Genomic DNA, 16,213 nt, shown 5'->3' with positions numbered 1-16,213 from the left:
CTAATTTTTGAATAAAAAAAATCTTTTAAAGGTTCTAATTTATAAAAGCCTTATATGAATATTCTCTAATCTAAATTCTGCAGTCTGCAAACTGTTATCTAAAGGATTCTCTTAAAATCTAAATCTTGAAAATCATAACTGAAATCAGTTATTTCAGAGATGGGTTTCATTTTGATTGCAATTGCTTTTCCGGTCGTCTCATATTCAAAAAACAAATGGGCATCGGCTTGAAAATAAGGATTGTTCCATTTTACCACTAAATTTTTGTCTTTGTAAAGGAATAATTCTCCAGTAAGTTGTGGAGAACGTTTGGAGGCAAAATACAATTTTCCTTTCTTTTCGTTAATCACAATTTCGCCCAACCAATTGTCTTTATACGTACCGATATAGTTGTTGAAGTCAATTTTGTTGTTGTCTTTTTTGTTTTTAGCTACAGCTGCCCAAACGTCGTCAGTAACTTTATCTGTCGATTCTTTGTGCGCTTTAATTCGATTGCTGTAAATAGTGATATAATCATCCGATTTGATTCCCAAATAGCTGTCTTTGATCGTATTTGTAATCGAGTTAAAAGCAGATCCCGATTGTTGATTGGTTAAAACCACAATTCCTAAATTCAGTTCTGGAATAAGGGTAACTTGGGTTACAATACCTTCTAATCCTCCAGTGTGTGTGACTTGTTTGTACCCTTTTACATCGCTCAAAAACCAACCTAATCCATAGGAACTAAAATGAGTATTGTAAGGTGGTTTTGTAGTTGCAGTGATTATAGTTTGTGGACTCCACATTTCATTGTGTTCTTTTTCTGAGAATAATTGTTGGTTTTCGATGCCGTATTTTCCGTTGTTTAATTGCATAATCATCCATTTGCTCATATCATTTACGCTGGAATATATTCCTCCTGCGGGATCAAGTATTTGGTTTTTATATCTCGAAATCACTTTCAGTTTTCCATCAATAGGAACGTGGGGTGCGATAACATTGCTGGTGTCTTTTAATCGAACAAACGAAGCGGCACTGTTTTTCATGTCTAATGGTTTCATGATTCGTGTTTCAATAAATTCGCACCAACTGATGCCACTTACTTTATGGACAACTTCGCCTGCTACAATGTATAAAAGGTTGTCGTAATCATATTGTGTTCTAAAAGCAGAAACCGGTTTCAAGTACTGTAGATTTTGGATGATATCTTGCGGTGTAAAATCGCTTCCGCCTGGCCAGACCATTAGGTCACCAGCGCCAAGACCCAATCCGCTTCTATGCGTGAGTAAATCCCGAATCGTAAATTCATTGGTTACATAATCATTATACATTTTGAAATTTGGTAGGTAAGTAATGACTTTATCATCCCATTTTAGTTTGCCTTCGTCTACTAATATTGCAAGAGCAGCTGTTGTAAATGCTTTACTATTGGATGCAACGCCAAAAAGCGAATTCGCATCTACTTTTTCATTCGTTTTTATCGATTTTACTCCGTAGCCTTTAGCAAGAACTATTTTTCCGTCTTTTACAATGGCTACCGCAATTCCGGGAACATTAAAAGCGGTTAAAGCTCTATTGACTACATTGTCCACTTCTTGGTCGGAAATCTGAGCAAAAGAAGGAATGCTAAATGTAAGCAGTACTAAAAGGGAAAAGCTAACTTTCTTCATGTTTTTGGTGTAATTAAATTCGAAATCCATATTCTACTATCTATTTTCTGCAGTCTAAAATCTGCAATCTAAAATCAAAAACCTCTCTGTCTTTTGGCCTCAAATATTAAAATCGCCGCAGCAACCGAAACATTCATACTGTCTATTTCACCTTGCATTGGGATAATGATGTTTTGAGTGGCAGCATCACGCCATTCCTGCGTCAATCCCGTGGCCTCTGTTCCAACAACCAAAGCTGTTGGTGAAGTGTAATCCTGTGTGTGATAGGAAGTAGAGTTTTGCAGAGTGGCACAATAAAAATTGATATTTCGTTCTTTCAAAAATGCAATAATTTCAGTAGTCGATCCCGTGGCAATTTGATTGGTAAATAAACAGCCCACACTTGACCGAACTACATTGGGATTGTACAAATCACTTTTTGGATTAGCAATAATCACGGCGTCTAGATTTGCTGCATCGGCGGTACGTAATAAGGCACCAATATTTCCAGGTTTTTCTGGAGCTTCGGCAATAATAATCAATGGGTTTTCGGATAATTGTAAATCGGATAGTTGCATCGATTTGGCTTTGGCAATCGCCAAAATCCCTTCAGTGGTATCACGATAAGCCAGTTTTTGATAGACATCTTTATTAATTTCTATTAATTCGGCGTTATTCGATAATTTACGGGTTTCCGTTTCTGGACAAACTTCAGGTAAAAACAAAATCGTTTCTATTTCATATCCACCTTTTAAGGCCAAAGCAATTTCACGTTTTCCTTCAATCAAGAACGTTCCCGATTGTTTTCGGGCTTTTGCTTTTTCCTGCAATAACACCAAGGATTTTATAAAAGGATTTTGGATGGAAGTGATTTGTTTCAAGGCTCTAAAGGAATAAGTTTCTAAGGTGCTAAGGTACTACCATTTTTTAAATTCTTAAAATAATCAATAGTAAGTCCTTTTTTATTTAATTTTGAAATCTTAAGTATAATCTGCTCCGATAATTATCGGAACTAAATTCTAAAATCTCAATGTTTCATCTACTTGATATCATCGGAACCATGGCATTTGCAATGTCAGGTGCACTAACTGCAATGAGCAAAAAGCTAGACCCGTTTGGCGTTTTTATCATTGCATTTGTCACTGCAGTAGGAGGCGGAACCTTGCGTGATGTCATGATTGGTCGTACACCTGTGGGATGGATGCAGGATTTGACTTATGTGTATGTGATTATTTTAGGTTTTATTTTGACAATTCTATTCCGAAAAAAATTAGACAAACTCCGTACTTCATTAGCCTTATTCGATACCATCGGATTGGGCGTTTTTACCTTAATCGGTATTCAAAAAGGAATAGATTATCAGCTTCATCCAGTGATTTGTATTGCTTTGGGAACTATGACTGCCTGTTTTGGAGGTGTCATCCGAGATATTTTATGTACAGAAATCCCAGTAATTTTCCGGGAAGAAATCTATGCAACCATTTGTATTCTGGGCGGAATCGTATTTTTCATCCTCCGAAAAATGAATCTGGAGAATGATGTTTTATACCTTATTACCTCATTGGTCATTATTGCCGTTCGCCTAATGGCCGTAAAATACAAGTGGCATCTTTCTCCCATAGAACATAAAAAATAAGAAACATTTTGGCGAGACCACATTAAGAAAAGCGGCCTGCTTATCTATACCGGTTATTAGGCCACTTTCCTTAATGCGGTCAGGCTGTACGCGCTACTTCGGTAGCTTGCTTCCATCCTTCTCGCAGGCAAACGGCAAACAAAGTGCTGAAAATGATGGTGAGGACTTAAATCAAAAACAGTGATTGCCAAATGTAGTAAAGAAGTTTTTTGTCATTCGTATTTATAATATTACCCTAAATGTGTACTTTTCCACTCTTTAATATTCAATTGTGAAAAACTACACCGTAAAACGATATCAAGAAAGTGATTATGCCAATTGGAATGCTTTTATAAGCGAAGCCAAGAACGCTACTTTTCTGTTTAATCGTGATTTTATGGACTACCACAAAGACCGATTCGAGGATTATTCTTTAATGGTTTATAAAAATGAAAAGTTAGTAGCTGTATTGCCAGCCAATAGAGCAGGAGAGTTTGTCTATTCCCATCAAGGGCTGACTTATGGTGGTTTAGTTTATGGAGAGAAGCTGAAATTAGCCTCGGTAATTCTAGTTTTTCAAGCCATTCTATTTTATTTAAACGAAAACAAAATTTTCAAAATCCAGATCAAAACCATTCCGTCCATCTATCATAACAAACCAGCCGAAGAATTGAATTATGCTCTCTTTTTGGCGGAAGCCGAATTGATTCGAAGAGAAACACTTTCTGTAATTGATTTGTCTAAACCAATTTTAATTACAAGTGGTAGAAAAGAAGGAGTAAAAAAAGGAATGGTAAATAGTTTAGAAATTAAAGAAGTGAATGATTTTGAAGATTTTTGGAATGATATATTAATTCCAAATTTGAAAGATAAGCACAATGCAAAGCCAGTTCATAGTTTGGAAGAGATCACAAATTTAAGAAAGAATTTTCCCAAAAATATTCGCCAATTTAATGTGTATTACAAAGACCAAATTGTAGCAGGAGCAACATTGTTTGAAAGCGAAAATGTAATTCATTCGCAATATATTTCCGCAGATAAGAACAAAAATGAAACTGGGAGTTTAGATTTTTTATACCATCACTTAATTACCGATGTTTTTAAGGAGAAACGTTTTTTTGATTTTGGAACTTCTAATAAAAATCAAGAAAGAATACTCAATAAAGGATTGTCTTTTTGGAAAGAAAGTTTTGGTGCAAGTACAGTAGTACAGGATTTTTATGAAGTAGAAACGATTAATTATTCAAAACTTGAAAATGTTGTAAAATGATAAAATTCTTAGATCTAAAAAAAATAAACGAACCCTATGAAGCTGATTTTCAAGAGAAATTGAAATCGTTTTTGGCTAGCGGTTGGTATATTTTAGGCAAGGAAGTTCAGGAGTTTGAAGCCAATTTTGCTCTATATTGTGGTGCTAAATATTGCATAGGAGTAGGGAATGGTTTAGATGCACTAACACTGATTTTTAAAGGATATATTCAACTGGGAAAACTGCAAAAAGGAGACGAAGTTATTGTACCCGCCAATACGTATATTGCCAGTATACTCGCCATTCTTCAAGCTGATTTAGTACCAATTTTGGTCGAGCCAAAGTTAGAAACTTATAATATTGACCCGACTTTAATTCAAGATAAAATAACATCAAGAACCAAAGCCATTCTAGTCGTTCATCTTTATGGTCAATTGGCCGAAATGGATGCTATAAATGAAATTGTGAATCGAAATAATTTAATTGTGGTTGAAGATGCAGCACAATCATCAGGTGCAATCAGTAATCAACAATCGGCAGTAGCATATAGTTTTTATCCAACAAAAAATCTCGGAGCTCTTGGAGACGGAGGTGCTGTAGTAACGAATGATGCCGAGCTCGCAAAAACCATAAAATCCCTTCGCAATTATGGTTCAGAAATCAAATATCAAAATGATTTTATAGGAGTTAACTCCAGATTAGACGAATTGCAAGCCGCTTTTTTGAACCTGAAATTATCCAATTTAAATACCGATAATGAAAAACGAAAATCCATTGCCAAAGGTTATTTGTCCGAAATAAAGAATGATAAAATCACTTTGCCTTTTTGGGATTTAAGTAACAATCATGTTTTTCATCTTTTTGTTATTCGAACCCAAAACAGAGAAGATCTACAAAACTATTTAGCAAAGAATAATATAGAAACGGTGATTCATTATCCGATTCCACCACATCAGCAAAAGGCTTTGGAATCGTGGAATAATTTATCTTTCCCGATAACCGAAAAAATACACAAAGAAGTATTGAGTTTGCCTATAAGTCCAGTTATGACATTGGAGGAGGTGGATTATGTTGTCGAAATTTTAAATAAATATTGAAATAGTGTCCGAAAGTAAATCTTCATATCTGCAAATTGTAAAAGCGACCTCTATTTTTGGCGGGATGCAATTTTTAAATATTATTATTTCAATTGTGAGGACAAAATTGATTGCAATATTTATTGGACCAGCTGGAATGGGAATTATTTCGTTGTTGAATTCAGCACTGAATATGATTAGCGGCATTACAGGTTTGGGAATAGAAACATCTGCCATAAAACACATTTCTGAACAGTATAATTCAGCAGATTTAAACACGGTCTCTCCAATAATTGCAATAGTTAAAAAAATTGCATTTGTAACGGGGATTTTTGGAACATTGATGGTTACATTGTTTTCAAGTTGGTTAAGCGAACTCACTTTCGGTAATTCAAATTACAGCTATCTGTTTGTTTATCTGTCAATAACGTTGTTGTTTAAGCAGTTGTCTGTAGGGCAAATGGTGGTTTTTCAAGGATTACGAAAATTAAAAATATTGGCCAAAGCTAATTTTTATGGAAATTTGATAGGACTGTTGTTCTCCGCTCCTTTGTATTATTTTTATAGAATTGATGCCATTGTACCAACGATTGTGGTAACGGCTGTTTCATCTTTGTTGGTATCTTTTTATTATTCAAGAAAGATTAAAATTGAAAAATCGACTGTTTCTAATGCCCAACTAATCATTGAAGGGAAAAGCATAATCAAACTTGGAGTGATGCTTACATTAAGTGGATTACTGACATTATTGGCATCTTATATCATTCAGATTTATATTGGAAAAAATGGAGGTTTAAAAGAGGTAGGATTTTATAATGCAGGTTTTACTTTGCTGAATTCTTATGTGGGAATTGTTTTTACAGTAATGAGTACCGATTATTTTCCGAAATTATCCTCAATTTGCAACGATAACAAAAAAATTAGGATTAGTGTGATGGAGCAATCCTATATGTCCATCTTTATCATAACTCCAATAATAATTCTATTTTTAACGTTTGTTCCGCTTATTATAAAAATTTTATATACGTCAAAATTCATTTCGATTATCCCAATGGTATGTTTTGGAATACTGGCGATGTTGTTTCGGGCTGTTTCGTGGTCAATGGGTTATATATTAATTGCGAAAGGAGATTCGAAAATTTTTATTAAAACCGCTTTAGGATTTAATTTTTTGTCTGTGATTTTAAATATACTGGGATATTATTTTTATGGTTTAGAAGGACTTGGCTTTAGTTTCTTGATTTATTATTTAATACATTTATTCGCTGTAAAAATCATTACAAAGATGCGGTATGATTTCTGTTTTGATGCTGAATTTTATCGTGCTTATATGATTTGCATCGTCATGTGCGTTGCCACTTTTTTTATGCGATACATACCAAATCCAATTTTAAAATACAGCTTGATGGCGGTTATGATAATTTTATCGTTAGGATTTGTTTTGTACCATTTGAATGAAAAAATAGGCCTTAAGTTTTTATTTAATTCGATTAATAAGAAAAAAAATGTTTAAGAAGATGGTGAAGAAAATGTATTGCAAATTGCGTTCGATATATCATAAATTAAAATTTTATTATTCTGTAAATTGGACAAAAACGCTTTATTTTAATTTTAAAAAATTTCCTTTTCAAACCGCAAAAAAGCTTCCTGTCTTTTTTTACGGGAAGGTTCATTTTCAAAGCATTCAAGGTGAAATCAAAATAAACGGACCAATCAAAACAGCGATGATTGGATTTGGACAACAATTTGAAATAGAAATTAGATCTAAAGGAATTGCGCAACTTTCACTTTATGGAAAGCTAACATTCAATGGATACGCACATATGGGGAAAGATATTATTTTGTATGTCGGCGAAAATGCCGACTGTGAGTTTGGGTATATGTCTTGTTTAGGGTCCAGTGTTAAGGTGATTTGTACCCATAAACTTGTTATTGGAGATTGGTCAAGGATAGGGCATGAATCACAAATTATGGACACCAATTTTCACCCTATGATAAACACACTGACAGGTGAACATTATCCGCTAAAAGGCCCAATCTATATTGGTAGTTATAATGCATTTTCCAACAGAATTTCGATAATGCCAAATACTAGAACTCCTGATTTTTGTGTTGTTGCTTCAAATTCTTTGTGCAATAAAGATTATACAAATTTTGGAAGTAATATTTTATTAGGAGGGATTCCGGTCAAGCTCTTGAAAAATAATTATAGCCGTGATTGGGAAAACGAGAAAGAGCCTTTGATGAAGTATTTGATTGTTCAGTTATAGTATTCAAACAATAATCAATGTTTAAAAAAATTTCTCTTAATCAACAAAATCCGTAATCCGATAAACTTCAAAAACAAACCAAACTCATTAATCCTTAATGTGTGTATAATTTCATGATGTACTCTTTTTTGAATAGCCAAATCTTCGGCTCTGGTTTGGTTTAGTGCTGTTGCTTTTTTTAGAATTAAGTAGGTAGAATGATTTATTTTCTTGGCTCGACTATCATTTTTTTTGAAGAAATCACTCCCTAATGAATTTGCAACTATTCTTTTTTGAACAAGAGGTTCGTCGATAAAATCAAATTCATATAGGCGAGAAGCCCGAATCCAAAAATCCAAATCTTCATAAGCCAATGTTTCATTATAACCTTGTAAACGATCGAATACCGTTTTCTTAATCATGGCTGATACCGAACAAATACTATTACCTCCAGAAAGAACCGATTGATAAATTTCTCCTGTAATTCTGTTTTCGATTGCTTTTTTTTGATGGTTTACCGGAAAATAATAAGAGTCGAACGAGCCATTTTCTGAAATCAATTCAACATTGCCATAAACAACACCGAGGTTTTTGTAGCAGCTGTTTTTGAAAGCATCGATTTGTAACGCCGCACAATTGGGCAATAAAATATCATCAGCAGCTAGGTCGATTACATATTCTCCTTTGGACAGTTTTAGGGCTTTGTTAAAGGATTTGGTATTTCCCAAATTGGCTTGATTGGCTACAAACTGAATTTCAGGTTTTTTTTTGAGCCAAGTTGTAATTATGGCTTTCGAAGAATCGGTACTGCAATCATCAACGATTATGAGTTCAATTGATGGATACGATTGATTAATGACAGAATTCAAACTCTCAACTACGTAGGCTTCGTGGTTGTAGCACAAACAAATAATAGTAACGAGTGGATTGTCCTGCTGCATTATTTTTTAAAATAGTTATATTTGAGACGAAAATAACAAAACGAAAATGATATTGCCTCACAAAAAATATAAAATTGCATTAATCGGTTATCGATTAAGTGGAGGGGGTAGTGATAAAGTGATGGCGAATTTGTCTGTTTTCTTTGCTAAAAATAATATTGATGTTCATATTATCATTGTTTTGGATGAAGTTTCATATCCGTATTCTGGGAAATTGGTCAATTTGGGTTTGTTGAAGAATAAAAGTAATGGCTTATTCAATAAAATGAAACGATTGGATTCGTTGAGAAAGTATCTTAAAGAAAATGATTTTGATTTTATAATTGATTTCCGATTTCGAACCAAAGTCATACAGGAATTGGTTTTGGCTAGATTTATTTATAATGCTAAAACAATTTTTACAGTTCACAGTTTTTTGATTGATCATTATATGCCTAATAATTCATGGTTAACGCGATTAATGTATAATCATTGTTTTGCTAATGTGACGCTAACCAATCAAATGCATGATTTAATTGTGAAAAAACATCAATTAAAGAATTTAATTACGATCTCAAATCCGGTTAATTTGGAGGAGATTTATGAAAAGTGTGATGAACCGATTGCTATTAATTTTGAATACATAATTGCAATTGGACAATATGAAAACAATATAAAACAGTTTGATAAATTGATTTTGAGTTATGCCAATTCTGTTTTAAAGGACAAACAAATTCATCTTGTAATAGTTGGAGAAGGAGATAGCAAAGAATTGAAAAAAGTAGCAAAAGGATCTAATGTAAACGATTTTGTTCACTTTTTAGGGTATCAAAATAATCCTTTTAAATATCTAAAAAATGCTCAGTTTTTAGTTTTGAGTAGTAAAAATGAAGGAATGCCAAATGTTATTTTAGAGTCATTGGCTTGTGGTACACCAGTAGTTTCATTCGATTGTCTTAGTGGCCCAAGAGAAACTATCAGTAATTTAAAAAATGGAATTCTGGTTGAAGATCAGAATATAGAAAAACTTACCGAAGCTATGAATGAATTGGTTGAAGATGAAAAAGTGTATCAATATTGCAAGCAAAATGCAAAAGAAAGTATTACTCCATTTTTGTTGGATACAATAGGAAAACAATGGTTGGATTTAATGCAAATTAACACAATTTAAAATGGAAACAGTAAACGCGATTCAATTATTAAAAATACCTGTTGTTGAAGATGTAAGAGGGAATTTAGGAATCATTCAAAGTGATTTTTTGCCCTTTGAATTCAAGCGGGTTTATTATCTTTTTGATGTGCCAAGTAATGCTTTTAGGGGAGGCCACGCTCATATCAATCAACAGGAAGTTCTAATTGCTTTAAGCGGAAGTTTTGAAGTAACGGTAAATGACGGAATTGAAAAGAAGCGTTATTTGATGAATAAACCAAGTATTGGCCTATTGATTCCAACAGGGATTTGGCGTGAACTTGAAAATTTTTCTTCGGGTGCTGTGTGTTTGGTTTTGGCTTCGGATGATTTTTTGGAAGAGGATTATATAAGAGACTTTGATGAATTCTTGATTTCCAAAAAATGAAGTTGCTTTATATAGTTCCTAAACTAAATAATGAAGGTGGAGTCGCCAGAGTTTTGTCTTTAAAACTGAATTACCTTATCGAGAATTTTGGTTATGAACTTCATATTCTTACCCAAAATCATGGGAACTTTCCATTATTCTATTCTTTCCATGAAAAGATTATTTTTCATGATATGATGCTGGAGGGAACGATTTTTAATTTCTTTAATTCTTTTCGGAAATCTTTAAAAAGTAAAATACAAATCATTCAACCGGATGTTATTATGGTTTGTGATAATGGTCTGAAAGCCTTTACGATTCCATTTATTTTTTCTGATGCAGTTCCTATTGTTTTTGAATGTCATGGCTCAAAGTATATTGAAGAAAGTCGTTTAAATTCGAATTTTATTTCAAAATTTAAACGCTCCTTTAAATATAAATTCAAAGATTTTGGTGCCAATAAATTTTCAAAAGTAGTAGCGTTGTCCGATGAAAGTTTGAAAGAATGGAATGTGAACAACGGTTTGGTAATTTCAAATCCATCGTGGATACAAAGCGAAAATAGGTCAGATTTACAATCTAAAAAAGTAATTGCAGTTGCCCGAAATTCTTATGAAAAAGGATTAGATAGATTACTGATTATTTGGCAGCAAGTGATCGTGAAACACCCCGATTGGGTTTTGGAAATTTATGGAGATTCGGTAGCGCATTTAAGATCTGTAGTTCTAGAGTTGGGAATGGAATTCAATGTGACTTTAAATGAACCTGTAAAAAATATTTCAGAAAAATACTTGTTTTCAGCGCTATTTGTTATGACTTCACGTTCCGAGGGATTTCCTATGGTGTTGCTTGAAGCAATGGCTTCTGGTTTGCCTTGTATTGCCTATGATTGTCCAACTGGTCCGAGAGCCATTATCAATGAAGAGGAGAATGGTTTTTTGATTGAAGATGGAAATGTAGATTCATTCGTTCAAAAACTGAAATTGCTTATTGAAGATGAAAATTTGAGAATGCAAATGGGTAAAAAGGCGAAAGAGAGTGTAAAGAATTATGATTTTGAAAGCATAATGCAACAATGGAAATCACTTTTTGAAAGTTTGGTGAAGTAATAATTATTTGGATTGAATACTGCAATAATAGCCCAATTTATAAAGGTCAAATAGAAAAAGGGACGGATTTTTAGAAAATAAATTGGCAATTATCGTTGATTCAGTTTTTTTGAAGATGAAAGTAGTTATTGCAACGAGTCTTAACTTTTTTAAAATAATATAAACCGAATTGATTTTGCTCTCAATATTTGGGAATTTGCCTGAATTGATAATGTTAACTAGGTTTTCAATAGCTGTTCTTGTTTTGTCTAAAAAAACAACCGAAGTCTCTAAATTCAAGTGATAGGTTGGATTATCAATATGAGAAACCTTAATGCTTTTTGTTTTTAATACCGAGAGAAAACACAAATCTTCATAGCCATATTTTGTAATGGTTGCATCAAAAGGGTTTTGTTCTAAAATTTCTTTTTTGATCAACAAATTGGAAGTTAATGCCCTTAAATTTGGGTTTTCATTCCTGTAGTGAACAGAGATAGATTCTCTTTTATTTCCGTAAACCCAGCGTAAAAGCTCCTCTTTGCAAGGTATTTCTTTTTTGTATTGAATACCTCCAAATACGACTGATGTATTCGGAATGACTTCGCAATATTTTTGTATAAAATTATTTTGGGTTGGAAAAGTGTCGCAATCCATGATGAGCAACCTGTCTAATTTTGATTTTTTTACTAATGAGTTGATGTTCTCTCCTCTTCCTAGGTTGGAATTATTAATAAAAAAGGAACAGTTATTTAAAGCGTTTATTTTTTGGTTTTCGGTATTCCAATTTGAGCCTGAAGCATCATCCTGACATAAAATTTCAAACTGAATTCCACAATTTAAGCACTGCTTATGTAATTCTGAAACTAGTGGAAATGTATTGTAATTGTATTCAGGGATAAGAATTGATAACATTACACCGTTCTTTGTACCACTTCAAAAATGGTAGCGTCTTCACATTTTAATGTTTTGTAAGGATACTTCATGAGCAAGGCATAATCGTGAGTAGCCATAATGACTGTTTTTCCATTAGCATTGATTTTTCTTAAAACTTCAAGAACTTCAATGCTGGTTTGTGGATCAAGATTTCCTGTTGGTTCGTCGGCTAGGATAAATTCCGGATCATTCAACAATGCTCTTGCTATAGCAATTCGTTGTTGTTCTCCTCCAGAAAGTTGATGAGGCATTTTGGTTGCAAAGTCTTTCATGTTTACTTTAGAAAGTACCTCGTCAATTTTGGCATCCATCTCTTCTTTATCCGTCCAGCCGGTTGCTTTTAGAACAAAAAGCATATTGTCTTTTACAGAACGATCTGGGAGTAATTTAAAATCTTGAAAAACAATTCCGATTTTTCTTCTCAAAAATGGAATGTCATCTTCTTTTAAGGTAGCCAAATCAAATTCTACAATTTTGCCTTCGCCTTCTGTTAAGGGCAAATCTGCATATAACGTTTTTAATAAACTACTTTTACCGGAACCCGTTTTTCCAATGATGTATATAAATTCGCCGTGATTGACTTCTAAATTAACATCAGACAAAATGATTTTCCCTTCTTGGTATATGTTTACGTTTTTTAAAGACAGTACAGATTGTGACATGATAGAATATGTTTATTGGGTAAAAGTAAAAAGATAAAATCCAAATACAAAAGTAAAACGCAAAAATTAAATTCCAAATAACAATTCAAGTTTCCTTTTCCTTTGGAGGAGAGGCAGAGGTGAGTAGTCTGATTTAAAAATAATTCATAATAAAAGCAACCAGCCTTTCGTTATAGAAACAGATTAAATATATTTGAACATTAAATAAAAACAACAATGCATAAACTTCCTGGACTTTTTTTATTTCTTTTTATTGTTCAAATAACGTCCCTTTATTCTCAACAATCTGCTATTAATACATATTCATCAAAAGACTTCGATAAGGCACTTTCTTTATACGAAGACAAACAATATGCATCGGCTCAAATAATTTTTAAGCAGGTTCAAGAAACTGCTACAACAGAGGGGTTGCAATCGGATTGTGCTTACTATATTGCTAATTGCGCTATACGTACGGATCAGGATAATGCCGAGGAACTCATCAATCGTTTTGTGGAGGAACATCCTGCCAGTCGGAAACAAAATCAGGCTTTTATTGACGTAGCTTATTATTATTTTGATCATGGAGATTATAAAGAAGCCATGAAGTGGTTTGAAAAAGTTGATGAAAGTGTTTTGAAAGACGGAGAGCGCAACAAGTATAATTTTCAAAAAGGATATGCTTATTTTGATTCCAAAAAACTGAAAGAAGCAAAAAAATATTTTAGCCGAGTTGTCAATTCGGATGAATATGCTACCCAAAGCAAATACTATATGGGTTTTATGGCTTACGAATCGGATGATTATGTAGAAGCCAATAAACAATTTGACCAAGTTTCAGGAAATGAAAAATATGCTGAGAAATTATCCTATTACAAATCGGATATGAGTTTCAAATCGGGTGATTTTCAAAAAGCTATCGATTTAGGAATCAAAGCTATGCCGAATTCCACTCCTGCTGAGCAATCTGAATTGAATAAAATTATTGGCGAAAGCTATTTTAATTTAAAACAATACGACAAAGCAATTTCTTATTTGGTAGGTTATAAAGGCAAAAAAGGAAAATGGGGTAACAACGATTTCTATCAATTGGGTTATGCCTATTATGTTCAAAAAGACTACGAAAATGCCATTTCGCAATTCAATAAAATTATTGATGGGAACGATTTTATAGCCCAGAACGCCTATTATCATTTGGGAGAAAGTTATTTAGAATCAGGAAAAAAACAACAGGCTTTGAATGCTTTCAAGAATGCTTCCGAAATGAATTTCAATTTAAAGTTGCAAGAAGATGCCAGCTTTAATTATGCCAAATTGAGTTATGAGATTGGGAATTCATACCAAAGTGTTCCTGAAATTCTGTTGGGTTTTATCAATAAATATCCAACGAATCCGAATAACGATGTTATCGAAAAACTGTTGATTGATTCTTATATTTCATCCAAAAATTATAAGGAAGCATTGGTTTTATTGGAGAAAAACAAAACTCCTGAAAACCGAATAGCCTATCAAAAAGTAGTTTTTTACAGAGGTTTAGAATTATACACCGAAGGGAATTATTTTGAGTCTTTATCGATGTTTGAAAAAGCAGCAAAAGAACAAAAAGATGCTGTTATTACTGCGCGTGCCACTTTTTGGAAAGCAGAATCGGACTATAATTTAGAAAATTACAAAGACGCTTTATTGAGTTATCAGCAGTTCTCGGATTTGGCAAAAGCCAAAGAAACCGTTGAGTTTAAAAATATCAATTATAATATGGCTTACGCTAATTTTAAGTTGAAAGAATATGATTCTGCCGGGAATTCTTTCCAAAGTCAGATAGACAATAATAAAGTCGATAAATTTCGCTTGAATGATTCTTATTTACGTCTTGCCGACTGTAGATTCGTAACAACTAAATACCAATCGGCATTGGATGCTTACATAAAGGTAATAGAATCCAAAAGTGTAGACGCTGATTATGCTTATTTTCAAAAAGCGCTTTGTTATGGATTTCTTTCCAAAAACAGTAAAAAAATTGAGGAACTGAATGCGTTTTTGACATTGTATCCAAAATCAGATTACCAAGACGATGTTTTGTTTGAATTAGGAAATACGTATGTTGCCGAAAACAAACAAGATTTGGCTATAAAAGCCTATGATAAATTAGTAAATGGTTTTAAAAACAGTTCGTATACTTCAAGAGCAATTTTACGTCAGGGATTAATTTATTATAATTCGGATCGTGATGATTTGGCTATAACTAAATTTAAAAAAGTAGCTTCTGAATATCCTAAAACTCCCGAAGCGTATGAAGCAGTATCAACCGCTCGACTAATTTATGTTGACAATGGAAAAGTAGATGAATATGCTACTTGGGTTCGTACATTGGATTTTGTGGCGGTTACTGATTTGGATTTGGATAACGATACTTTTGAGGCCGCCGAAAAACAATTTGAACTGAATAACACCAAACAGGCTATTTCAGGATACAGCAGTTATGTCGCCAAATTTTCAAATGGAGTTCATATTCTGAAAGCCAATTTTCAATTGGCACAATTGTATTACGCCGAAGGCTCGGAAAGTAAATCGGTTCCTAATTATGAGTATGTGATAAGTCAGCCTCGTTGCGAATATACCGAGCAGTCTTTGGTTCGATTAGCGCAAATATTTTTGAAAGATAAAAATTGTGACAAAGGAATTCCGGTTTTGGTTCGTATAGAAAAAGAAGCAGATTTTCCACAGAATAAGACTTTTGCGCAAGCGAATTTGATGAAATGTTATTATGAAACAAAGGATTATCCAAATTCAGTGGTTTATGCCGACAAGGTTTTGGCGAATCCAAAAGCGGAGGAAAATGTAAAAAGTGATGCCCAAATCATCGTTGCCCGTTCTGCCATGCAGTCTGGAGACGAAGCCAAAGCTAAGACTGCTTACGCAAAATTATTAACGGTAAGCAAAGGCGAATTGGCTGCAGAAGCTTTGTATTATGACGCTTATTTTAAAAATAAAGACGGAAAATTTGAGCTTTCGAATACAGCTATTCAAAAATTAGCTAAAAATTATTCGAGTTACCGCTATTTTGGAGCCAAAGGGTTGGTTCTAATGGCAAAGAATTATTACGGATTAAAAGACAGTTATCAAGCGACTTATGTACTAGATAATGTAATTGAAAATTTCGCGGATTATTCGGATGTGGTTGAAGAAGCCAAAACCGAATTGAATAGAATAAAAGCAGAAGAAGCCAAAACAAATTCATCAATAACTAAATAGAAAAGC

At 33.3% G+C, this 16,213-nt stretch carries 14 protein-coding genes; 9 read left to right on the top strand and 5 right to left on the bottom strand.

What is annotated here, in order from left to right:
- Nucleotides 1-98: 98 nt before the first annotated feature.
- Both KZH69_RS14360 and KZH69_RS14355 read right to left on the bottom strand, forming a co-directional pair.
- Complete coding sequence (locus tag KZH69_RS14360; RefSeq protein ID WP_219318171.1) at nucleotides 99-1,649, bottom strand: serine hydrolase; 1,551 nt, start codon at nucleotides 1,647-1,649, stop codon at nucleotides 99-101.
- Between the two features lie 74 nt (nucleotides 1,650-1,723).
- Nucleotides 1,724-2,509, bottom strand: coding sequence for a TrmH family RNA methyltransferase (locus KZH69_RS14355; RefSeq protein ID WP_219318170.1), 786 nt, complete (start codon nucleotides 2,507-2,509; stop codon nucleotides 1,724-1,726).
- 149 nt (nucleotides 2,510-2,658) lie between these two features.
- On the opposite strand from KZH69_RS14355, the gene KZH69_RS14350 reads away from it, so the two are divergent.
- The 5 genes from KZH69_RS14350 (at nucleotide 2,659) to KZH69_RS14330 (ending at nucleotide 7,838) form a co-directional block, all read left to right on the top strand.
- On the top strand, nucleotides 2,659-3,264 hold the full coding sequence (locus KZH69_RS14350) for a trimeric intracellular cation channel family protein (RefSeq protein ID WP_219318169.1): 606 nt from the start codon (nucleotides 2,659-2,661) through the stop codon (nucleotides 3,262-3,264).
- 271 nt (nucleotides 3,265-3,535) lie between these two features.
- Nucleotides 3,536-4,513: a GNAT family N-acetyltransferase gene (locus KZH69_RS14345; protein WP_219318168.1), complete on the top strand. Its 978-nt coding sequence runs from the start codon at nucleotides 3,536-3,538 to the stop codon at nucleotides 4,511-4,513.
- Nucleotides 4,510-5,589, top strand: a complete 1,080-nt coding sequence (locus KZH69_RS14340) for a DegT/DnrJ/EryC1/StrS family aminotransferase (protein WP_219318167.1) — start codon at nucleotides 4,510-4,512, stop codon at nucleotides 5,587-5,589. The genes KZH69_RS14345 and KZH69_RS14340 overlap by 4 nt, the downstream gene beginning before the upstream one ends.
- A gap of 4 nt (nucleotides 5,590-5,593) precedes the next feature.
- Nucleotides 5,594-7,081, top strand: a complete 1,488-nt coding sequence (locus KZH69_RS14335) for an oligosaccharide flippase family protein (protein WP_369410666.1) — start codon at nucleotides 5,594-5,596, stop codon at nucleotides 7,079-7,081.
- A complete protein-coding gene (locus KZH69_RS14330) occupies nucleotides 7,074-7,838 on the top strand; it encodes an acyltransferase (RefSeq protein ID WP_243636333.1) in 765 nt (254 codons plus the stop codon). Before KZH69_RS14335 ends, KZH69_RS14330 begins: the two co-directional genes overlap by 8 nt.
- A 14-nt stretch (nucleotides 7,839-7,852) precedes the next feature.
- Here KZH69_RS14330 and KZH69_RS14325 read toward each other — a convergent pair whose 3' ends face one another.
- The gene (locus KZH69_RS14325; protein WP_219318165.1) at nucleotides 7,853-8,758 is read right to left on the bottom strand and encodes a glycosyltransferase family 2 protein; all 906 of its coding nucleotides are present in this window, start codon (nucleotides 8,756-8,758) and stop codon (nucleotides 7,853-7,855) included.
- A 46-nt stretch (nucleotides 8,759-8,804) separates the two neighbouring features.
- On the opposite strand from KZH69_RS14325, the gene KZH69_RS14320 reads away from it, so the two are divergent.
- From KZH69_RS14320 to KZH69_RS14310, 3 genes are read left to right on the top strand one after another with little or no spacing between them, the layout of a single operon-like run.
- A complete protein-coding gene (locus tag KZH69_RS14320; protein WP_219318164.1) occupies nucleotides 8,805-9,908 on the top strand; it encodes a glycosyltransferase in 1,104 nt (367 codons plus the stop codon).
- 1 nt (nucleotide 9,909) lies between these two features.
- Nucleotides 9,910-10,314 (top strand): sugar 3,4-ketoisomerase, encoded by a 405-nt coding sequence (locus tag KZH69_RS14315; protein WP_219318163.1) that lies wholly within the window; start codon nucleotides 9,910-9,912, stop codon nucleotides 10,312-10,314.
- Nucleotides 10,311-11,402 carry a glycosyltransferase family 4 protein gene (locus KZH69_RS14310; RefSeq protein WP_219318162.1) on the top strand — a complete coding sequence of 364 codons (1,092 nt, stop codon included), beginning with the start codon at nucleotides 10,311-10,313 and terminating at the stop codon, nucleotides 11,400-11,402. Before KZH69_RS14315 ends, KZH69_RS14310 begins: the two co-directional genes overlap by 4 nt.
- A 3-nt stretch (nucleotides 11,403-11,405) precedes the next feature.
- Here the strand turns inward: KZH69_RS14310 and KZH69_RS14305 are convergent, their stop codons facing one another.
- Nucleotides 11,406-12,293, bottom strand: coding sequence for a glycosyltransferase (locus tag KZH69_RS14305; protein ID WP_219318161.1), 888 nt, complete (start codon nucleotides 12,291-12,293; stop codon nucleotides 11,406-11,408).
- Nucleotides 12,293-12,976: a cell division ATP-binding protein FtsE gene (locus tag KZH69_RS14300; protein ID WP_219318160.1), complete on the bottom strand. Its 684-nt coding sequence runs from the start codon at nucleotides 12,974-12,976 to the stop codon at nucleotides 12,293-12,295. The genes KZH69_RS14305 and KZH69_RS14300 overlap by 1 nt, the downstream gene beginning before the upstream one ends.
- A gap of 216 nt (nucleotides 12,977-13,192) precedes the next feature.
- On the opposite strand from KZH69_RS14300, the gene KZH69_RS14295 reads away from it, so the two are divergent.
- The gene (locus KZH69_RS14295; protein WP_219318159.1) at nucleotides 13,193-16,207 is read left to right on the top strand and encodes a tetratricopeptide repeat protein; all 3,015 of its coding nucleotides are present in this window, start codon (nucleotides 13,193-13,195) and stop codon (nucleotides 16,205-16,207) included.
- Nucleotides 16,208-16,213: the final 6 nt, after the last annotated feature.

This window comes from Flavobacterium taihuense (genome assembly GCF_019351435.1).
In the GTDB taxonomy this organism is placed as follows: domain Bacteria; phylum Bacteroidota; class Bacteroidia; order Flavobacteriales; family Flavobacteriaceae; genus Flavobacterium; species Flavobacterium taihuense.
Note: the sequence above shows the minus strand (reverse complement) of the source record. Positions and strands in the feature narration are given on the sequence as shown.